Below are 19,786 nucleotides of genomic sequence, written 5' to 3'. Positions count from 1 at the left end.
GTGGCGGCATGTCCGGGCGGGGGCACCGGGGCGTCCCGCACACCGCGGACCTGCGGATCGAGGCGTGGGCGCCGTCCCGCGAGGCGTGCATCGCCGAGGCGGTGGCCGCGCTGGTGGAGAGCTTCGCCGACACCTCGGGCGTGCGGCGGGCGCGCACCGTCGGGTGGGACGTGCCGCCGGGGCCGGACGAGGACCTGCTGGTCGCGGTGCTCGACGAGGTGATCTTCCGGCTCGAGGTCGAGGGCGACATCGTGCTCGGCGCCGGGTTCGGCCCGGCGGACGGCGGCGGCCTCGCGGCCCGGCTGACGGTCGGGGACGTCGTCGAGGCGACGGCGGTCGGGGCGGTGCCCAAGGCGGTGTCGCTGCACGGCCTGCGGTTCGGCGCCGATCCGGACTCGGGAGTCTGGTCCTGCGCCGTCACGGTCGACGTCTGACGCCGCGTCCCGTCCGGCTACCCCTTCACGACGCCCACGGGGACGAGGCGGGCGACCTTCCGGCACAGGCCGGCGCCTTCGGCGGCCTCGACGACCGCCGACACGTCCTTGTAGGCGCCCGGGTGCTCCTCGGCGAGCCCGCGCCACGACGAGGCCCGCACGGCGATGCCGTCCCGCTCCATCGCGGTCCGCAGCTCCTTCCCGTCGACGCCGCGGGCGGCCCGGTGGCGGCTCTGCGCGCGGCCCGCGCCGTGGCACGCGGACGCGAACGCGGGGGCGCCCGCGACGCCGGCCAGCACGTAGGACGAGGTGCCCATCGTGCCCGGGATCAGCACGGGCTGGCCCGCGCTCCGCAGGTCGTCCGGCAGGTCCGGGTGGCCGGGCGGCAGCGCCCGGGTGGCGCCCTTGCGGTGCACGCACAGCCTGCGGCGGCGCCCGTCGACCACGTGGTCCTCGAGCTTGGCGAGGTTGTGCGAGACGTCGTAGACGAGGTCGAGGCGGGCGCCCGCGGCGCGGCGGAACACCGCGCGGGCCGCCTCGGCGAGCAGCTGCCGGTTGGCGCGCCCGTAGTTCGCGGCGGCGGCCATCGCGCCCAGGTAGGCGCGGCCCTCGGGCGACTCGACGGGCGCGCAGGCGAGCTGCCGGTCGGGCACCGCGATGCCGTGGCCCGGCATCGCCCGCTCCATCTCCCGCACGTGGTCGGTGCAGATCTGGTGGCCGAGGCCGCGCGACCCGCAGTGGATCATCACGCAGACCTGGTCATGGCGGATCCCGAACGCCTCGGCGACGGCGGCGTCGTACACCTCGGCGACCCGCTGGACCTCCAGGAAGTGGTTGCCCGACCCGAGGCTCCCGACCTGCCGGGCGCCCCGCTCGACGGCCCGCCCGCTCACCCGTCCGGGGTCGGCGTCGGCGACCGCCCCGGCGTCCTCGCAGCGCAGCAGGTCGCGCTCGTCGCCGTGGCCGCGCTCGACCGCGTAGCGGGACCCGCCGGTGAGGATGCCGGTCAGCTCCGCCCGTCCGGGCAGGTGCCAGACCGCGCCCCGCCCCATCCCGCGCGGGATCACCGGGTCGAGGCCGTCCATCACGTCCGTCAGGACGGGCGCGAGCGCGGCGGCGTCGAGGTCGGCGGCCAGCAGCCGGACGCCGCACGAGATGTCGAACCCGACGCCGCCGGGCGACACGACGCCGCCGTCGGCCGGGTCGGTGGCGGCGACGCCGCCGATGGCGAACCCGTACCCCCAGTGCACGTCCGGCATGGCGTAGGACGCCTCCACGACGCCCGGCAGGGCGGCGACGTCCGCGACCTGGCCGATGGCCCGGTCGGCGGCGTCCACCAGCTCCCGGGACGCGAACACGACGCCGGGCACCCGCATGGCGCCCGCGGGCTCGATGCGGAACCGGTACGGCGCCTCCTGCACCAGGTCCACGGGGGTCATGCCGAAACGGGATGCTTCAGGTAGTGGCCGAACCAGCGGACGGCCATGTCCGTGGCCTGCTCGAGGGTGCCGGGCTCCTCGAACAGGTGCGAGGCGCCGGGGACGATCTCCAGCCGGTGCGTCGCCCGGTGCATCCGGTCGGTGGCCTGGTCGTTCAGCCGCAGCACCTCCGGGTCGCGGGCCCCGACGATCAGCAGGACGGGCGCGCCGACCCGTTCCAACGCAGGCCCCGCCAGGTCGGGGCGGCCGCCGCGGGACACGACCGCGCCGACCAGGCCGGAGCGCTCGGCGGCCGCGGCCAGCGCGGCGGCGGCGCCGGTGCTCGCGCCGAACAGCCCGATCGGGGTGCCGGCGGTGCGCGGTTCGGCGGCGAGCCAGTCGACCGCGCCGACGAGCCGGCGGGTCAGCAGGCCGATGTCGAAGCGCAGCTCCCGGGTGGCGTCGTCCACCTCGCCCTCCCGGGCGGTGAGGAGGTCGATCAGCAGGGTGCCGATGCCCGCCCGGTTGAGGCCCGCCGCGACGGCCCTGTTGCGCGGGCTGTGCCGGGAGCTGCCGCTGCCGTGCGCGAAGAGCACCACGCCGCTCGGACGGTCCGGCAGGGCCAGATCGCCCGGCAGCGCGGCGTCCCCGAGTCCGAGTGTCACGTTCGCGGTTTCCATAGCGCGGGGGCTACCCCCGCGCTCGCCGCCCATTCCACCGCCGGGGCGGCGGCCGGGTCAGGGCGCCCGCCCGTCCTCGATGACGTCGAGGACGTGCTCGGCGATGGCCATCGAGGAGGTCGCCGCGGGCGACGGCGCGTTCCGGACGGTCGTGACCGGGCCGAGCCGGTTGACGCGGAAGTCGTCCACGAGGGAGCCGTCGCGGTCCAGCGCCTGGGCGCGCACGCCCGCGCCCGCCCGGACGACGTCCCGGGCGCCGATCTCCGGCACGTAGCGCCGCGCGGCCCGCATGTAGGCGCGTTTGGAGAACGAGCCGTACATCTCCTTCGCGCCGGTGCGCCAGTGGCGGGCGGCCATCCGCCAGAAGCCCGGGAAGGCCGCGATGTCCCGCACGTCGCGGGCCGAGGCCGCGCCGCGCCGGTAGCCCTCGCGGGACAGGGCGAGGACGGCGTTGGGACCGACCTCGACGTCGCCGGAGACGCGCCTGGTGAAGTGCACTCCGAGGAACGGGTAGCGGGGGTCCGGGACGGGGTAGATCAGGCCCCGCACCATGTGCGCCTTCGCGGGGACGACCGTCATGTACTCCCCCCGGAACGGGACGATCCTGGGGCCGGGCTCGTCGCCGGCCAGGACCGAGACCGCGTCGGCGTGGGCGCCCGCGCAGACGATCAGCTCGTCGACCCGCTCGGCGCGCTCGCCGGACGCGACGACCAGCCCGCCGCCCGCCCGCCGGGTGACGCCCGTGACGGGGAACGACGTGCGGACCTCGCCCCCCGCGGCGACGATCTCGTCCGCGAACGCCCGCGCGATCAGCGTGTAGTCGGTGATCGCGGTGTGCGGCGAGCAGAGCGCCGCCCGCCCGGTGCAGTGCGGCTCGATGTCGCGGATCTCCGCGGGCCCCGCGCGCCGCATCCCGGGCACGGCGTTCGCGCCGGCGCGCCGTTCCAGGTCGTCCAGCCGCGCGACGTCGGCGGCGGTGACCGCCACGACGAGCTTGCCGCACTCCTCGTACGGGAGCCCCTTCTCCGCGCAGTACTCGCGGATCATGGCCCGCCCGCGGGCGCACAGCGCGGCCTTCAGACTGCCGGGCGGGTAGTAGATGCCGGCGTGCACGACGCCGGAGTTGTGCCCCGTCTGGTGGGCGGCCACCCGGTCTTCCTTCTCCATGACGACGACCCGCGTCCCGGGGCGCCGCCGGGTGATCTCGCGGCCGATGGCGAGCCCGACGATGCCCGCCCCGACGATTCCGGTGATCCGGTCGGCCATGTGCGTCGTCCTCCGTTCGCGGTCCGTCCCCGGCGCCCGGCCATTCTGCCCGGCGGCCGGCCGGCCGGGCGGCACCCGGGGCATGTGTGCGCGTACCGTGTGTTCGCATACCGTACAGTTGTGTGCGATGCGAACAACGAGCGAGGGGAGGCGGCGGGGATGGCGGAGATCGTCTCGCTGGCCGAAGCCGTCGGGGAGCTGGTCCGCGACGGGGACGAGGTCGCGCTGGAGGGGTTCACCCACCTGATCCCGGTGGCGGCCGGGCACGAAATCATCCGGCAGGGGCGCCGCGACCTGACGCTCGTCCGGATGACGCCCGACATCGTCTACGACCGGCTCATCGGCGCAGGGTGCGCGCGCAAGCTGGTGTTCTCGTGGGGCGGCAACCCGGGCGTGGGCTCGCTGCACCGGTTCCGGGACGCCGTCCAGAACTCGTGGCCCGCCCCGCTCGAGATCGAGGAGCACAGCCACGCCGGGATGGCGAACCGGTACGTGGCGGGCGCGTCCGGGCTGCCGTTCGCGGTGCTGCGCGGGTACCGGGGCACCGGCCTGCCCGCGCACACGGCGAACATCGAGCCGATCACGTGCCCGTTCACCGGCGAGGAGCTGACGGCGGTGGCGGCGCTGAACCCGGACGTCGGCGTGGTGCACGCGCAGCGCGCGGACCGGCGCGGCAACGTCCAGCTGTGGGGCATCCCCGGCGTCCAGAAGGAGGTCGTGCTCGCCTCGAAGCGTTCACTGGTCACCGTGGAGGAGATCGTGGACGAGCTGGAGGAGCGGCCCGGCGCGATCACGATCCCCTCGTGGGTGATCACGATGGTGGCGGAGGCGCCCGGGGGCGCGCGGCCCTCCTACGCGCACGGCTACTACGAGCGCGACAACGACGCCTACCGCGCGTGGGACGCGGTCAGCCGCGATCGCGAGAAGTTCCGGGCGTGGCTGGAGAGCGAGATCGGGGTGCGGGCATGACGTACACGTCGGACGAGATGATGACGATCGCCGCCGCGCGGGAGCTGCGCGACGGCACCGCGTGCTTCGTGGGGATCGGCCTGCCGAGCACCGCCGCGAACCTGGCGCGCCGCACGCACGCCCCGGGGCTCGTGCTCGTGTACGAGTCGGGGACGCTGGGCGCCGAGCCGGAGCGGCTGCCGCTGTCGATCGGCGACGGCGAGCTCGCCGAGACGGCCGCCGCGGTGGTGAGCGTCCCCGAGGTGTTCAACTACTGGGTGCAGCCGGGGCGCATCGACGTCGGGTTCCTCGGCGCCGCGCAGATCGACCGGTTCGGCAACATCAACACCACGGTCATCGGCGGCTACGGCGACCCGGAGGTGCGGCTGCCCGGCGCGGGCGGCGCCCCGGAGATCGCCGCGCACTGCGGCGAGGTGTTCGTGGTCGTCCGGCAGTCGCCGCGGACGTTCGTGGACCGCGTCGATTTCACGACGTCGGTCGGGTTCGGCGCGGGACCGGGCGACCGCGAGCGGTTCGGGCTGCGCGGCGCGGGGCCGACGTTCGTCGTCACCGACATCGGCGTGCTCGAACCGGACCCGGAGACCCGCGAGCTGACGCTGACGCGGCTGCACCCGGGCTCGACCGTCGAGCGGGCGCGGGAGGCGACCGGCTGGGACCTGAAGGTCTCCCCCGGGCTGCGCACCGGCGAGCCGCCAGCCCCGGACGAGCTGGACGCGCTGCGGACGCTGACGGCCGCGGGCTGAGCCCGTCCGCCATAATGGTGCGCTGATGACCACCGAGGACGAGCGCGGCGCGCACTTCGTGCAGTCGCTGGAGCGCGGCCTGGCCGTGATCCGGGCGTTCGGCGCGGACGCGCCCGAGCTGACGCTCAGCGACGTCGCGCGCGCCACCGGCCTCACCCGGGCCGCCGCCCGCCGGTTCCTGCTCACGCTCGCCGACCTCGGGTACGTGCGCACCGACGGGCGGCTGTTCTCCCTCACGCCGCGCGTCCTGGACCTGGGGTACGCGTTCCTGTCCGGGGTGTCGCTGCCGGAGATCGCGCAGCCGCACCTGGAGCGGCTCGCCGCGCGGGTGCACGAGTCGACGTCGGTGTCGGTGCTGGACGGCGCCGACGTCGTCTACGTCGCGCGGGTCGCGGTGTCGCGGATCATGGCGGTCGGCGTCAGCGTGGGCACCCGGTTCCCCGCGGCGGCCACCTCGATGGGGCGGGTGCTGCTGGCGCACCTGCCCGACGCGGAGCGGGACGCGCTGGTCGACGCGTGGGACCCGGCGCCGCCCGCCTCCCGCGCCGTCCCGTCGAGGGACGCGCTGCGCGCCGAGCTCGGGAGGGTGCGCGAGCTCGGCTGGGCGATGGTCGACCAGGAGCTCGAGGAGGGGCTGCGCGCGGTGGCGGCGCCGCTGCGGGACCGGGACGGCCGGGTGGTCGCGGCGGTCAACATCTCCACGCACGCGAGCCGCACGCCCGTCGCGTCCGTCCGGCGCGACCTGCTGCCGCCGCTGCGGGAGGCGGCGGCGGCCATCGAGGCCGATCTCGCGTCGCTGCCCGCGGCGCGGCGCGCCGTCTAGCCGGAGCGCCGTCTGGCCGGAGCGCCGTCGGGGGCGGGCTTTGCCGGGCGGCGGCGCGGTCCTGGGTTTAGCCCGTGGCCCCTCGGGTCAGATCTCCCGCAACCCACGCACCGAGGACGAGGCCGATGACCGATCCCCTGCCGCCGACGCGCCGCAACCGCGCGAGCCTGACCTACCGGCTGCGGTACGCCGCGCGGAACCCGGACAAGATCAGGGCCCACCTGTCCCGCATGTCGCGGGACCTGAAGCTGCGCGCGGTCAACCGGAACCACGTCGCGTACTACCGGGCGGTGATGAAGTCCGACACCGCCCGGAACCCGGAGGCCGCCGTCGGGAGCCGCAGCCACGAACGCTGGCTCGCGCTCGGCCGGATGCAGTTCGACTACCTGCGCGAGCACGGCCTCAAGCCGGACGACCGGATGCTGGAGATCGGCTGCGGCAACCTGCGCGCCGGCTGGCGGTTCATCGACTTCCTCGACGCCGGCAACTACTACGGCGTCGACATCTCGCCCGACATCCTGCTCGCCGCGCAGAAGACGCTCGTCCGGCACGGCCTGCGCGACAAGACGCCGCACCTCGCCCTCGTCGACGACCTGAAGCTGGAGTTCCTGCCGTCCGAGCGGTTCACGGTCGTCCACGCGCACAGCGTCTTCAGCCACTCCCCGCTCCACGTCATCGACGAGTGCCTCGCCCACGTCGGCCGCGTCCTCGCGCCCGGCGGCTTCTTCGACTTCACCTTCGACCGCACCGAGGGCGCGGAGCACCACGTCCTGCGCGAGGACTTCTACTACCGCACCGAGACCCTGACCCGGCTCGCGGAGCGCCACGGCTTCACCGCCCGCTTCATGGAGGACTGGGAGGAGCTGCCGCACGGCCAGTCCAAGATCCGCGTGACCCGGCCGGAGGCCCGGGCGGAGCCCTGACGGGGCCGCCGCGGCGGCCGCGGGCGCGCGGGGCCTGTGACCGTGCACAGTCCCGCGGCGAGACGCTGGTGCGCGCGATGGGAGAAGCGCATAATCAAGGCTCCTTCCGGGCGGTCGAGGAGGCCGGGATGCGCGGTGCGGCGGTCGTCGTTCTGGCCGGGTTCGGAGTGTTCCTGCTGGCCACCGGCGTGCTCGTACGGACGTACGTGGCACCGGCCGTGGTGCGCGCGCCGACGGATATCTACAAGGTCCAGCGGCTGCGGGCCGAGAACGCGACGTACTTCGACGCCGGGGCGCTGCGGGTCCGCACGGGCGCGACCGTCGTCGCGACCGCGACCGTCCGCGGGGACGTCGAGGCGAGCGGCGACGACGTCGCGGTGTGGGACATGACCACCGTGATCCAGGACCTCGACCGCGGCCGCCTCGTCGACGTCGCGACCCGGCGGCTGGCCTTCGACCGGCGGAGCGGCGAGCTCGTCGCCTGCTGCCGCGCGGCCGTCCAGGACGACACGTCCGTGCGGCAGTCGGGCCTCGGGGTGTTCTGGCCGATGGACGTGCGGAAACGGACGTACCGGATGTTCGACGCCCAGACGCGGCGGACCTGGCCCGTCGTGTTCAAGGGCGTCGAGGACGTCGGCGGGGTGGACGCCTACCGGTTCGAGTTGCACGTCCCGCCGACGAAGGTGCCGGGCGAGGTGCCCGCCGTGCCCGCGCGGCTGCTGGGGGCGGACGGCGGCGGGGCGGTGCCGGTCGACCGCTACTACCGGGGCGACGCGGTCTTCTGGGTCGACCCCCGCACCGGCGCCCCGGTCGACCAGCGGCAGAGGGTGCGTTCGACGCTGAGGGCGCGGTCGGGCACCGGGACCCTGGTCGTGGCCGATCTGGAGTTGCGGACGACGCCCGAGGGGCGGACCGCGCTGGCCGGGACGGCGAACGACGCCGCCGCTCGGGTCCGGCTGCTGGAGACGGTCGTGCCCCTGGGCGCGGTGGCGCTGGGAGCCGTGCTCCTGGCGGCCGGCGTCGTCCTGGACCGGCGCGGCGCCCGGACCCGTCCCCGTGCGGCGCCGCCCGGGGACGGCGCCGCGCGGCGGCTCCGGCCCGGCACGCCGGGCGTCGGCTGAGCGCTCAGGGACGGCCGCTCATCCGCGCGATGTCGGCGCGGTCGAGCATGACGAAGTCGCCCGCGGCCTCGACCGTCACGCGGTCCTGCTGGATCAGCCGGCCGACCGTCCGGACGCGGCGGCCCTCCTGCGACTCCACCTCGCCCTCGAACAGGCACGGGACGTCCAGCAGGGTGGGCCGCCGGTACCTGATCTCGAGGCGGGCCGTCGGGCCGGGCAGGTCCGCGATGACGTTCGCGGCGGCGCAGACGAGGTCGAAGGAAGCCGCGATCACGGCGCCGTGCACGCAGCCGGGCGGGCCCTGGTAGGGGCGGGTGAAGGTGCCGCGCAGCAGCGCCTTGGGCGGTTCGAACTCCACGGACAGGGGCGGCGCGAGCGGGCTGTGGCGGCCGACGACCACGTCGTAGGGCATCCGGGCGGCGAGGTCGGGAGCCTCGTCGTCGGCCGTGATCGAGGGGGCGAGCAGCATGGTCATCGGGTGCGGCGGGTCCGGCACGTGGCGCTCCAGCCGGTCCGCGACGGCGTTCAGCTCGCGCGCGGCGGCGCGGGTGACGCCGGCCGGAGCGGTGGTGGAGGTGCACAGCGCGATGAGGCGCCGCACGGCGTCCGCCAGCTCCTCCGATTCGCTCTCCCGGCCCGCCAGCGCGGGCGGGAGGCTGCTGTCAGCCGACATGGGCGTCACGTCCTTCGGTCTCGGTGACCCTGCCGTCGATCATCGCGGATTCCCGGCGTCCAAGGCCAGAGCCGTGGTCCGCGGTTCCGCCGGAGGGCCCCGGCCCGTCCCCGGGAGCCGCGGCGGCCGGCGGCCGGTCGGGGGGCCGCCGCGGGCGGGGTTCAGTCGCCGGTGACCAGCGCTTCGAAGGCGGCGCGCACGTCACCGCGGGAGGGGTCGACGTAGTCCTTGGTCGGCGGTCCGGTGTCGGTGCCGAACGAGGTGTACGGGATGACGGCGGGGCAGCTCCCGCCGCCGATCCGGACCTCGGTGTCCGCCACGGCCTCGCCGGTCCGCAGCTCGTACACCTTCACCGGGATCTCGATCTTGTGGAACCGCACGGTCACGATCTTGCCGCCGCCGTAGGTGTACGGGCAGCTCTGCTGGACGGGCCCGAAGCGCTGCTCGCCCAGGCACACCACCAGGACGGCGTCGGCGGGGTCGGTGGTGCGCCATTTCTTCGGGAGGGCGCTCGCGTGCTCGTCGTCACCGACGAACAGCGCCCGGTTCACGCCGCCGCCCCGGGCGTCGGCGCCGGTGTACTTCGCGGGCGCGGCGCAGTACCGGGGCTCCTCGCCGTCGTCGGCCTTCAGCAGCTCGCGGACCGCCGCGAGCTCGATGGCCCGGGTCGCCTTCCGCGCCCCGGCGCGGGCCTCGGCGGCGAGGGCGTCGCCGGGGTACAGGGCGAGCAGCTGCTCGTAGCGGGAGCGCGCCGTCTGCCATGACCTGCCGGACATCAGCCGGTCGCCGCACCGGACGAGCGCGGTGGGCGCGGTGCGGGCGACGGCGCCCTCGGAGCGGTCGAGCACGTCGCCGCTCGCCTTCCGGGAGCGGAGCCAGTCGGTGATCCCGGCGGTGGCGCAGGGGTCCGCGGCGGGCAGCCCGGCGAGGAACCGCTCGAGGGTCGCGCCGACCATCCGCTCGTGGCCGGGGGCGTCGGCGAGGACGGCGGCGAGGGCGGCGTGGCCGTCGCGCAGGCCCGCGATGTCGCCGGTCAGGCCGGTCTCGAGCTCGTCCGCGGCGGCGGCCAGCCGGCGGCAGGCGTCCGCGGTCCGGTCGCCGCGGGCGGTCGCGGGCGCGGCGGCCAGGCGGTGGCCGAACCAGACGGCGTCCAGGGCGTCCCGCGCCTCGGCGCAGTCGCCGTCCCGGCGGGCCTGCGCGACGGTGTCCTCGATGCCCGCGGCGTCGAAGCGCAGCAGGCCCACGGCGGCGAGCACGGGCAGCGTGACGCAGAGCGCCGGCACGCGCCGCCCGCCTCTGGACGAGGACGGGGCGCGGCCCGCCAGGATCCATCCGTGCCCGATGAGGGCGGCCCACCAGAGGAGCACGACGGCCTCGAACCACGCCGACCGGAAGGCGGTCGCGAGGAGGGCGACGAGCACGAGGGTGACCAGGCCGGTGGCGGCGGCGAGGCGGCGCCGTCCCAGCATCAGGTAGCCGACGTTGAACAGGGATGCGTTGGCGATGGCGACGGCCGACCGGTCGTGGCGGCGGGGCGGCGCATCCGGGGCGGCCTGCGGTGGATGCTCCATGTGGTCCCTTCCAGCAGAACGGACGTTCGGGCCCGCCATTGTGAGCGCCCGGATCCGGGAGGGGTCCCGCGCCGGACGCGGCGGCCGTTTCCGGACGCCCGTCCCGTTCGTCGCGCGCCGCTTCGCCGGCCATGCCGACCGGGAATCGAAGCAATGCGGCGGCAGGGCGCCTGCCAGGCGGTTCGCGGCAGAGGCGCGGGGCGTTCGCAACCCCGGTCCCGCTCACCGGACGGGTTTCCTCGGCGGAAGGAGAATCGTCTTACCATCCAGTCTTCGAGCGGGCCTCGGCGGCCCCGCGCGGTGCTCGGGCGACCTTGCTGGAGGCGGCACATGCCGGACGACGACACCGGGGGTTCGGGCTTCGGCGCCCCCGCGCCGTCCGCGCGGAGCCGCGGCGGGGGCGCGGGCCCTCCAGGGGACCCGGACGCGGTACGGCCCGGCCGGCGCCGCGGAACGCGTTCGCCCACGAGCCTCCGCCGCGGTCGTCCGGCGGCCGATCCCGGCGTCCCCTGACGAAAGGTGCGCGCATGCCCGACCACGCCGTCAACGAGTCCATCAACCTGATCAGCGGGGAGTTCTGGGGGCGGAACCCGCACGAGGAACTGCGCTGGATGCGGGAGAACGCGCCGGTCTACCGCGACGAGAACGCCGGGGTGTGGGGGATCTCCCGGCACGCCGACGTGAAGCGGGTGTCGCGGACGCCGGAGGTGTTCTCCAACGCGCACGGGATCCGGGCCGACGCCCCCGCCCTGCCGATGATGATCGACATGGACGACCCGGAGCACAAGCTGCGCCGGAAGCTGGTCAGCGCCGGGTTCACGCCGCGGCGCGTCGCCGCGCAGGAGGACTACCTGCGGCGGGTCTGCGACGAGATCATCGACGAGGTGTGCGAGCGCGGCGCGTGCGACTTCGTCGCCGACGTCGCCGCGCCGCTGCCGCTCATCGTGATCGGGGACGCGCTGGGCGTGGCGCCCGAGGACCGCGCGATGCTGCTGACCTGGTCCGACGACATGCTGCGGGCCCTCACCGGCGGCGACGACCCGGCGCTGCTGGAGCGGGCCGCGGACGCGTTCGCCGGGTTCACCGAGTACGCGACCCGGGCGGCCGAGCGCCGCCGCGCCGACCCGTCCGACGACCTGCTGAGCGCCCTCGTGCACGCGGAGATCGACGGGGACCGGCTCGACCCGGCGTCGATCGTGCAGGAGTCGCTGCTGATCCTCATCGGCGGGGACGAGACGACCCGGCACGTGGTCTCCGGCGGGATGTACCAGCTGTGCCGGCACCCGGAGCAGCGGCGGGCGCTGATCGACGACCCGGGGAGGATCCCGGTGGCGGTCGAGGAGATGCTGCGCTGGGTGTCGCCCATCAAGAACATGGCCCGGACCGCCCTGCGGGACGTCGAGCTGGGCGGGCAGCGGATCCGGGAGGGCGACAAGCTCCTGCTGCTGTACCCGTCGGCGAACCGGGACGCGGAGGTGTTCGACGAGCCCGACCGGTTCGACGCCGCGCGCACGCCCAACGACCACATCGCGTTCGGCAACGGGCCGCACTTCTGCCTCGGCAACAGCCTGGCGCGGCTGGAGCTGAAGGTGATGTTCGAGCGGCTGCTGGCGCGGCTGCCCGACATCGAGCCGGTGGACGACGCCGAACCCGCGTACCGTCCGGCGAACTTCGTGTCCGGCTACGACGCGTTCAAGGTGACGTTCACCCCGACCGCGCGGAAGGCGGGCTGACATGGCGGACGACCTGCCGGAGCTCGGCTTCTACGGGCTGCCGGGGCATTCCGGGTCGCCGCGCGACCTGCTGGACCAGGTGCGGGACGGCGAGCGGCTCGGCCTCGGGTCGGTGTTCCTGTCCGAGCGGTTCACCACCAAGGAGGCCGCGACCCTGTCGGGCGCGGCGGGCGCGGTGTCCGAGCGCCTGGGGGTCGCGACCGCCGCGACCAACCACAACACCCGGCATCCGCTGCTCACCGCGACGTTCGCGACGACGATGCACCGGCTGACCGGCGGACGGTTCGCGCTGGGCCTCGGCCGCGGCTTCGACATGCTGTTCGACGTCATGGGGCTCCCCCGGGTGACGACCGCGCAGCTCGAGGACTTCATCGGCATCGTGCGCCGGCTGTGGCGGGGCGAAGCGGTCGTCGACCACCGCGGCCCCGCGGGCGACTTCCCGTACCTGAACCAGGACGCGTCGTTCGACGAGGACGTGCCCGTCCTGCTCACCGCGATGGGCGCGCGGACGCTCGAGTTCGCGGGGGCCGTCGCGGACGGCGTCGTCCTGCACACGTTCTTCACCGACGAGACCCTCGCGCGGTCGGTGGCGGCGGTGCGGCGCGGCGCGGAACGGGCCGGGCGGGACCCGGCGCGGGTGCGGGTGTGGTCGGTGCTGGCGACCGTCGGCGACCACCTCGACGAGGATGCGCGGCTGCGCAAGCTCACCGGGCGGCTCGCGACCTACCTGCAGGGGTACGGGGACCTGCTGGTCCGCGTGAACGGCTGGGACCCGGCGGCCCTCGCCCGGTTCCGCGCGGACGAACTCGTCGCCGGGTTCCCGGGGGCGTTCGACGCCGTCGCGACCACCGACCAGCTCCGCCGGGTCGCGGACCTGCTGCCCGCCGACTGGTTCGGCGCGGCGGCGACCGGCGGCGCGGACGCCTGCGCGCGGCGCGTCGTGGACCAGTTCGACGCCGGCGCCGACGGGGTGATCCTGCACGGCGTGACGCCGGCCGAGGTCGAACCGGTCGTGGCGGCGTACCGGAAGGTGAGGCCGGCGCGGGTCGCCGGGCTCCCCCGCAACCCGGGGAGGTGCTGACGGCGTGCGCGTCATCGACACGGCCGACGGGCTGACGCCCGAGGCGCTCGGCGAGGTCCTCGGCGTCCCGGTCACGGCCGTCCGGTGGGAGAGGGTCGGGTCGGGGCAGATCGGCTCCTGCTACCGGCTCCGGCTGGACTGCGCGGACGGCGTCCGGCGCCGGCTCGTCGCCAAGCTCGCCGCCGAGGACGAGGGCGCCCGCGCGTTCCTCTGGCCGGTGTACCGGGCGGAGGTGGCGTTCTACCGGGACCTGGCCGCCACCGTGAAGGTGCGGACGCCGCGCTGCCACTACGGCGCGATCTCCGCCGACCACACCCGCTTCGTGCTGCTGCTGGACGACCTCCACCCGGCGGTGCAGGGCGACCAGCTCGCGGGCTGCGCGCCGGACCGGGCCGCCGCCGCGGTCGCGAACCTCGCCGGGCTGCACGGCCCCCGCTGGTGCGACCCGACGCTGCTGGACGTGCCGTGGCTGAAGCCCGTCGGGGCGGAGGACGCGGCGCAGCTCGGCGAAATGTTCGGCCCGGCGGTCGACACGTTCGTCGAGCGGTTCGCCGGGCGGCTGGACGACCGGGACGCCCGGACGCTGCGGGAGGCGGCGGACGCGATCGCCGCGTGGGTCGTCGGGCGCCCGGACGTCTTCGGGCTCGTCCACGGCGACTACCGGCTCGACAACCTGCTGTTCGGCGACGACGGGCGGGTCACCGCGGTCGACTGGCAGACGATCGGCCTCGGGCATCCGCTGCGGGACCTGGCGTACTTCCTCGGCACGAGCCTGCTGCCGGACGACCGCGCCGCGCGGGAGCGCGACCTCGTCGGCGTCTACCACGCCGAGCTGGAGCGGCACGGCGTCACCGGCTACGGCCTCGACGCCTGCTTCGACGACTACCGGTTCGCGGCCCTGCAGGGGCCGCTGATCACCGTCCTCGGGTGCGCGTACGGGACGCCGACGGAGCGCGGCGACCGGATGTTCCTGGCGATGGCGGCCCGGTCCTGCGCCGCGATCCGGGCGCTGGGCACCCTGGACCTGATCTGACCGGCGCCGCCGCTCAGGCGGGCTCGCAGATCACGACGGGGATCTTCCGGTCCGTCCAGGACTGGTAGCTGTCGTAGTCGGCGTACACCTCGACCAGGCGGGGCCAGAGCGCCGCGCGCTCGGCCTCGTCGGCGGTGCGGGCCCGCATGCGGCGGACGTCCGGGCCGATCCGCACCGCGACCCGCGGGTCGGCCCGCAGGTTGAGGTACCACATCGGATGCTTCGGCAGCCCGCCCCGCGAGGCGACGATGACGACCCGGTCGCCGTCCCGCATGTACAGCAGCGGCAGCGTGCGCGGCCGGCCGGTCTTGCGGCCGCGGGTGGTGAGCAGGCAGATCGGCACGCCGCGCCGCCGGGCGGACCCGACGCGCCACGTCCCGCCGACCCGGCCGCCCGTGAGCCGGTACGCCTCGACGTGCAGCCGCGACACGACCTTCATGACCTTCGGGACGAACGGCGAGTCGAGCCCCTTCGGGGGCATCTTCGACGGCATGGTCCTCACTTCCATTCGGCGTCGGGCAGGGGCGGCAGCCGTCCCGCGGCGAGGGCCGCCGCCTGGTCGGCGAGGCCCGGTTCGTACTCCGGGTGCGTCAGCACGAGGAAGCGCCGCTCGCGCACCGCGCCGACGACCCGCGCCGCGACGTCCTCGGGGGCGATCCCGCCCGCGACCGTCGCGGCGATCATCTCGTCCATGAACGCGACGTCGTCCCCGGGGGCGCTCTCGAGCCCGGCCGGGCGCGCCCGCTCGGACTCGTGGATCCGCGTCGCCACGCCGCCCGGGCACAGCGCCGACACCCCGATCCGCGATCCCTCCATCGCCAGCTCCTGCGCGAGACTCAGCGAGGCGGCGAACGCCGCCCACTTCGAGACCGTATACGGCGCCGCACCCGGCCCGGCGAACAAGCCGGCGACCGAGCACGTGTTGACCACGTGCCCCTCGCCGCCCTGCTCCAGCATCCGCGGGACGAAGGCCCGCACGCCGTGCAGGACGCCCCACAGGTTCACCCGCAGCGTCCACTCGAAGTCGGCGGCGGGCCGGGTCCACATCCGGCCGCCCATGTAGACGCCCGCGTTGTTGCACAGCAGATGGACTTCGCCCGTCTCGGCGAACACCCGATCGGCGAACCGCCGCACCGCCGCCTCGTCCCCGACGTCCACGGTCTCCGTGAACACCACCGGCGGCCCCGCCCCCTCGCCCCCGGCGGGGCGGTGGGCGGCCCGGGCGAGGGCGGCGGTCTCACCGAGGCCCTCGGGGTCCACGTCGGCCAAGGCCAGGTGCATGCCCTCGCTCGCGAGGCGCACGGCGAGCGCGCGTCCGATCCCGCTCGCCGCGCCGGTCACCACGGCGACCCGTCCGCCCAGTTCGCGCACCGAACCTCCCGCGTCAGGCCGTCCGCCCCTGTCGGGGAGACGATCAGCACGCTAGCCTCGCCCGCACGGAGTGTTCAATACAGGGAGCGCGATGTCTCGGACCGCGGTCGTCGTCACCGGAGGCGCCTCCGGCATCGGGGCCGCGTGCGCCCGGGCCCTCGCCGAGCACGGCAGGCCCGTCGCCCTGTGGGACCGCGCCGACGCGGCGGACGTCGCGCGCCGGATCGGCGCGGACACCGGGACGGCCGCGCTCTCCGTGGTCGTGGACGTCACCGACGCCGCCGCGTTCCCCGCCGCCCTCGACGCGTCGCGCGCGGCGCTCGGGCCGCTCGGCGGGCTGGTGCACGCGGCGGGGATCGCCGGTCCCGCCGCGGTCGGCGATCTCGACGAGGCCCGCTGGGACGCCGTGCAGCACGTCAACCTCCGGGCCCAGGCGCTGCTGGCGCAGGCGATGCTGGACGACCTGCGCGCGCAGGAGGGGTCGGCCATCGTGGGGATCTCGTCGATCGAGGCGTTCGTCGGGCAGCTGTTCATCCCCGCGTACTGCGCCTCGAAGGCGGGGCTGCTCGGCCTGACGCGGGCGCTGGCGCACCAGCTCGCGGGCGACGGCGTCCGGGTGAACGCGGTGTGCCCGGGCTACATCGACACTCCGCTGCTCGCGGCGGCGGCGCCGGCGGGGATGCGGGCGGAGTTCGCGGCGAAGGCGCCGGTCGGGCGGCTCGGACGGCCCGCGGAGGTCGCGGCGGCCGTCCGGTTCCTCATGAGCGACGAGGCGTCGTTCATCACCGGCACGCATTTGACGGTCGACGGCGGCGCCACCGCGGTCGACCGCTGACACGGCCGACACGAGCGGGAGGGCACAGTGGGAACCCTGGACGGGACGGCGGCGTTGGTGACCGGCGGCGGCAGCGGCATCGGGCTCGGCTGCGCGCTGCGGCTGGCCGCGGCCGGCGCGGCCGTGACGATCTGCGGACGGACGGAGGAGCGGCTGCGCGACGCCGCCGAGCGGGCGCGCGAGGACACCGGGCACGACATCGGCCACGTGGTCGCCGACGTCACCGACGACGCGCAGGTGGCGGAGGCGGTGCGGGCGGCGGGCGAGCGGGGGCCGCTGCGGACGGTCGTCGCGAGCGCGGGCGGGTCCACCTCGATCGGACCCATCGGCGACCTCGACCTGGAGCAGTGGCGCGCCACCCTGGAGCTGAACGCGACGGGGACGATGCTGACGATCCGGCACGCCGCGCGGGCGATGGCGCGCGACGGCGGCGGCGGGTCGATCATCGCGATCTCGTCGATCGCGTCGTCGAACACGCACCGCTGGTTCGGCGCGTACGGGGTGTCCAAGGCGGCCGTCGACCACCTGGTCCGGCTGGCGGCGGACGAGCTGGGCGGCGTCGGCGTCCGGGTCAACGGCGTCCGCCCGGGGATCGTGCGCACCGAGCTCGTCGCGGGCATCGCCGACACCGGGCCCGTCCTGGAGGACTACCTGTCGTGCATGCCGCTGGCCCGGGTCGGGGAGCCCGCGGACATCGCGGGGGCCGTCGCGTTCCTCGCGGGGCCCGAGGCGTCCTGGATCACCGGGCAGGTGCTGAACGTGGACGGCGGGCACCACCTGCGGCGGGGGCCCGACTACTCGTCGTTCTTCGAGCCGATGTTCGGCGCGGACGCGCTGCGCGGCGTCCCGCCGGAGGACGCGCGGTGAGCGGCCCGCGGTACTGATCCCCGGCGCGCGCGGGGCGGCCGGCACCTGCGACCCTGTGGTCATGCGCATCGTCATCGTGGGCGGCGGGATCATCGGCGCCGCCCTGGCCGACCGTCTCGCCCGCCCCGGCACGGCGGAGGTGACGCTGGTCGAGCGGGACCGGCCGGGCGCGGGTACCTCGGGCGCGAGCTACGCGTGGCTCAACGCCAACGACCCCGCCGACGCCCGGTACCACGCGTTCCGCGTGGCCGCGCTGGACGCCTGGCGGCGGGTCGCCGCCGAGTTCGGCGGGCCGGACTGGGCGCGGTTCGCGGGCAGCACCGAGTGGGCCGTGGCCGAGCCCGCGCGGGACGCCCTCGCCGAGCGGGTCGCGCGGCTGCGCGACCTCGGCTACCCCGCGACGCTGACCACCGCCACCCGGCTGCGCGACGACGAGCCGGCGCTGCGCCCGCCCGCGGGCGCGGTCATCGCCCGCTTCCCCGGCGAGGGGCACGCGCACGGGTCCGCCGCCGTCGGCGCGCTGCTCGCCCGCGCCCGGGACGCGGGGGCCGCGGTCCGCTCCGGGACGCCCGCGACCGGGCTGCTCGTCCGCGGCGACCGCGTCACCGGCGTCCGCACGCCCGCCGGGGACCTGGCCGCCGACACCGTGGTCTGCGCCGCCGGGTGGCGCAGCCCCGCCCTCCTCGCGACCGCCGGTGCGGCGCTCCCCCTCGTGGACCCCGAGGCGCCCGGTTCGTCCGCGCCGGGCCTCACCGCGGCGATCACGCCGGGGGCGGGGCCGGTCCGCGGCCCCGTGCACACTCCCGGTCTCGACCTGCGGCCCGTCCCGGGCGGCGGGCTGCTGCTGGAGGCCGCCGACCTCGACGCCGCCACCGACCTCGCGACCCCGCGGGCCGACCTCGACGCCCGCGGGGCCGAGCTGCTCGACCGGGCGCGCGTCCTGTTCCCCGGCCTGGACGCCCGCGTCGACCGGGTGCGCCGCTGCGTCCGGCCGCTGCCCGTGGACGGCCGCCCGCTCGTCGGCCCGCAGCGGCCCGGCCTGTACACCGTCGTCACCCACAGCGGCATCACGCTGGCCCCGCACCTGGCCGACCTGGCCGCCGGGGAGATCCTGGGCGAGGGGGCCGAGCCGGCGCTGGCGCCCTACCGTCCCGACCGGCCGCCGCCGGCTCCGCGGCGGCCCTGACCGGACGCCGGACCCGCCGGTATGCTGGACGGGCCCCGGCCCCCCCGGGGCCGGCCGGGCGGCGGTGGGGCCCGCCGTACCCGAACCGCGGCGCCGACGCCGCCAACGGTCCCTGCTCGTAACGGACGCGCCCGCGACCGGGCACGCACGAGTAGGAGACGGACACGATGACGACCCCGCGCGACCGGATCGACCGCGGCACGGCGGCGTCCGGCGGAACCGGCCGCTCCCCCGCCCCGCCGCGCGCCCGCCGGGAGGCGGCCGTGATCGCGGCGGTCTCGGCCGGCGGCGGGCTCGGCGCGGCCGCCCGGCACGGCGCCGCGCTGCTGTGGCCGGCGCACGGGCACGCCTTCCCCTGGACGACCCTCGCGGTCAACGCGCTCGGCTGCGCCCTGATCGGCGTCCTCATGGCCGTGCTCGCCCGCGCGCGGGCGGCGCACCGGCTGGTCGGGCCGTTCCTGGGCACGGGCGTGCTCGGCGGGTTCACGACCTTCTCCACCTACGCGGCGGACGTCCGGGGCCTGTTCGGGGACGGGCACGCCCGCCTCGCCCTCGCGTACCTGGTGGCCACGCCGGTCGTCGCGGTGGCCGCCGCGTGGGGCGCCGGGGTCCTGACCCGCCGCCTCTCCCCCGCGCCGCGGCGGGAGGCCGGATGAGCTGGCTGCTCGTCGTCGCCGGGGGCATGGTGGGCGCGCCGCTGCGCTACGCCGTCGACCGCGCCGTGCGGGCCCGCACCGGTTCCGGGTTCCCCTGGGGCACCTTCGCCGCGAACATGCTCGGCTGCCTGGTGCTGGGGGCGCTGACCGGCGCGGCGATGCGGGGCGCGGCCGCGGACTCGGTGCGCCTGCTGGTCGGCACGGGGCTGTGCGGCGCGCTGACGACGTACTCGACGTTCTCGTACGAGACGGTGCGGCTGGCGGAGTCGGGCGCGCGGCTGCCCGCCGCCGCGAACGCGGTCGCGGGCGTCGCCGCCGGGCTCGCCGCCGTGGCCGGGGGCACGGCGGCGGCCGGGGCGCTCTGGGCCTGACCGCCTCCGGACGAAGGCGGTCCGCTCGCCGC

General features: G+C 76.3%; 21 protein-coding genes. 14 read left to right on the top strand and 7 right to left on the bottom strand.

What is annotated here, in order from left to right; translation table 11 throughout:
- The first annotated feature begins 8 nt into the window (after nt 1-8).
- Entirely contained in the window at nt 9-434 is a 426-nt protein-coding gene (locus H505_RS0108385) for an archease (protein ID WP_026401628.1), read from the top strand.
- Nucleotides 435-451: 17 nt separating this feature from the next.
- Here H505_RS0108385 and H505_RS0108380 read toward each other — a convergent pair whose 3' ends face one another.
- The 3 genes from H505_RS0108380 to lhgO all read right to left on the bottom strand — a co-directional run bounded on the left by H505_RS0108380 (nt 452) and on the right by lhgO (nt 3,798).
- The gene (locus tag H505_RS0108380) at nt 452-1,873 is read right to left on the bottom strand and encodes an RtcB family protein (RefSeq protein ID WP_281173415.1); all 1,422 of its coding nucleotides are present in this window, start codon (nt 1,871-1,873) and stop codon (nt 452-454) included.
- Nucleotides 1,870-2,517 (bottom strand): dienelactone hydrolase family protein, encoded by a 648-nt coding sequence (locus H505_RS0108375; protein ID WP_425248245.1) that lies wholly within the window; start codon nt 2,515-2,517, stop codon nt 1,870-1,872. Before H505_RS0108375 ends, H505_RS0108380 begins: the two co-directional genes overlap by 4 nt.
- Before the next feature lie 72 nt (nt 2,518-2,589).
- Entirely contained in the window at nt 2,590-3,798 is a 1,209-nt protein-coding gene (gene lhgO / locus H505_RS0108370) for an L-2-hydroxyglutarate oxidase (RefSeq protein ID WP_026401625.1), read from the bottom strand.
- Between the two features lie 159 nt (nt 3,799-3,957).
- Here lhgO and H505_RS0108365 point away from each other — a divergent pair, with 159 nt between their 5' ends.
- The 5 genes from H505_RS0108365 to pgfA all read left to right on the top strand — a co-directional run bounded on the left by H505_RS0108365 (nt 3,958) and on the right by pgfA (nt 8,377).
- Nucleotides 3,958-4,767: a CoA transferase subunit A gene (locus tag H505_RS0108365; protein WP_026401624.1), complete on the top strand. Its 810-nt coding sequence runs from the start codon at nt 3,958-3,960 to the stop codon at nt 4,765-4,767.
- A complete protein-coding gene (locus H505_RS0108360) occupies nt 4,764-5,510 on the top strand; it encodes a CoA-transferase subunit beta (RefSeq protein WP_026401623.1) in 747 nt (248 codons plus the stop codon). Before H505_RS0108365 ends, H505_RS0108360 begins: the two co-directional genes overlap by 4 nt.
- Nucleotides 5,511-5,535: 25 nt before the next feature.
- Nucleotides 5,536-6,333: an IclR family transcriptional regulator domain-containing protein gene (locus H505_RS0108355; protein ID WP_026401622.1), complete on the top strand. Its 798-nt coding sequence runs from the start codon at nt 5,536-5,538 to the stop codon at nt 6,331-6,333.
- A 125-nt stretch (nt 6,334-6,458) separates the two neighbouring features.
- Nucleotides 6,459-7,256, top strand: coding sequence for a class I SAM-dependent methyltransferase (locus H505_RS0108350; RefSeq protein WP_026401621.1), 798 nt, complete (start codon nt 6,459-6,461; stop codon nt 7,254-7,256).
- Between the two features lie 128 nt (nt 7,257-7,384).
- Nucleotides 7,385-8,377, top strand: a complete 993-nt coding sequence (gene pgfA, locus H505_RS40565) for a cell envelope lipid trafficking protein PgfA (RefSeq protein ID WP_051300430.1) — start codon at nt 7,385-7,387, stop codon at nt 8,375-8,377.
- 4 nt (nt 8,378-8,381) lie between these two features.
- Here pgfA and H505_RS47415 read toward each other — a convergent pair whose 3' ends face one another.
- Both H505_RS47415 and H505_RS0108335 read right to left on the bottom strand, forming a co-directional pair.
- Nucleotides 8,382-9,050 carry a PaaI family thioesterase gene (locus tag H505_RS47415; protein ID WP_051300429.1) on the bottom strand — a complete coding sequence of 223 codons (669 nt, stop codon included), beginning with the start codon at nt 9,048-9,050 and terminating at the stop codon, nt 8,382-8,384.
- Between the two features lie 161 nt (nt 9,051-9,211).
- Entirely contained in the window at nt 9,212-10,621 is a 1,410-nt protein-coding gene (locus H505_RS0108335; RefSeq protein WP_026401620.1) for a hypothetical protein, read from the bottom strand.
- Between the two features lie 527 nt (nt 10,622-11,148).
- On the opposite strand from H505_RS0108335, the gene H505_RS0108330 reads away from it, so the two are divergent.
- Genes H505_RS0108330 through H505_RS0108320 form a run of 3 tightly spaced genes read left to right on the top strand, consistent with a single transcriptional unit; the run spans nt 11,149 to nt 14,468 of the window.
- Nucleotides 11,149-12,354 (top strand): cytochrome P450, encoded by a 1,206-nt coding sequence (locus tag H505_RS0108330; protein ID WP_026401619.1) that lies wholly within the window; start codon nt 11,149-11,151, stop codon nt 12,352-12,354.
- A 1-nt stretch (nt 12,355) separates the two neighbouring features.
- On the top strand, nt 12,356-13,435 hold the full coding sequence (locus H505_RS0108325; RefSeq protein WP_026401618.1) for a TIGR03857 family LLM class F420-dependent oxidoreductase: 1,080 nt from the start codon (nt 12,356-12,358) through the stop codon (nt 13,433-13,435).
- 4 nt (nt 13,436-13,439) lie between these two features.
- Nucleotides 13,440-14,468: a phosphotransferase family protein gene (locus tag H505_RS0108320; RefSeq protein WP_026401617.1), complete on the top strand. Its 1,029-nt coding sequence runs from the start codon at nt 13,440-13,442 to the stop codon at nt 14,466-14,468.
- Nucleotides 14,469-14,481: 13 nt separating this feature from the next.
- Here the strand turns inward: H505_RS0108320 and H505_RS0108315 are convergent, their stop codons facing one another.
- Together H505_RS0108315 and H505_RS40555 are read right to left on the bottom strand one after the other, a co-directional pair.
- Nucleotides 14,482-14,961 (bottom strand): nitroreductase family deazaflavin-dependent oxidoreductase, encoded by a 480-nt coding sequence (locus tag H505_RS0108315; RefSeq protein ID WP_026401616.1) that lies wholly within the window; start codon nt 14,959-14,961, stop codon nt 14,482-14,484.
- A gap of 5 nt (nt 14,962-14,966) precedes the next feature.
- On the bottom strand, nt 14,967-15,839 hold the full coding sequence (locus H505_RS40555; protein WP_051300428.1) for an SDR family NAD(P)-dependent oxidoreductase: 873 nt from the start codon (nt 15,837-15,839) through the stop codon (nt 14,967-14,969).
- A gap of 91 nt (nt 15,840-15,930) precedes the next feature.
- Here H505_RS40555 and H505_RS0108305 point away from each other — a divergent pair, with 91 nt between their 5' ends.
- The 5 genes from H505_RS0108305 (at nt 15,931) to crcB (ending at nt 19,754) form a co-directional block, all read left to right on the top strand.
- Nucleotides 15,931-16,674: an SDR family NAD(P)-dependent oxidoreductase gene (locus H505_RS0108305; RefSeq protein WP_051300427.1), complete on the top strand. Its 744-nt coding sequence runs from the start codon at nt 15,931-15,933 to the stop codon at nt 16,672-16,674.
- Between the two features lie 27 nt (nt 16,675-16,701).
- Nucleotides 16,702-17,541, top strand: coding sequence for an SDR family oxidoreductase (locus tag H505_RS0108300; RefSeq protein ID WP_026401614.1), 840 nt, complete (start codon nt 16,702-16,704; stop codon nt 17,539-17,541).
- Nucleotides 17,542-17,602: 61 nt separating this feature from the next.
- Nucleotides 17,603-18,727: an NAD(P)/FAD-dependent oxidoreductase gene (locus H505_RS0108295; RefSeq protein WP_034517215.1), complete on the top strand. Its 1,125-nt coding sequence runs from the start codon at nt 17,603-17,605 to the stop codon at nt 18,725-18,727.
- Nucleotides 18,728-18,894: 167 nt separating this feature from the next.
- Nucleotides 18,895-19,383 (top strand): fluoride efflux transporter FluC, encoded by a 489-nt coding sequence (locus H505_RS0108290; protein ID WP_026401612.1) that lies wholly within the window; start codon nt 18,895-18,897, stop codon nt 19,381-19,383.
- Nucleotides 19,380-19,754, top strand: a complete 375-nt coding sequence (crcB, locus tag H505_RS0108285; protein ID WP_026401611.1) for a fluoride efflux transporter CrcB — start codon at nt 19,380-19,382, stop codon at nt 19,752-19,754. The genes H505_RS0108290 and crcB overlap by 4 nt, the downstream gene beginning before the upstream one ends.
- Nucleotides 19,755-19,786 lie beyond the last annotated feature (32 nt).

It is taken from the genome of Actinomadura rifamycini DSM 43936 (assembly GCF_000425065.1).
GTDB lineage: Bacteria > Actinomycetota > Actinomycetes > Streptosporangiales > Streptosporangiaceae > Spirillospora > Spirillospora rifamycini.
Note: the sequence above shows the minus strand (reverse complement) of the source record. Positions and strands in the feature narration are given on the sequence as shown.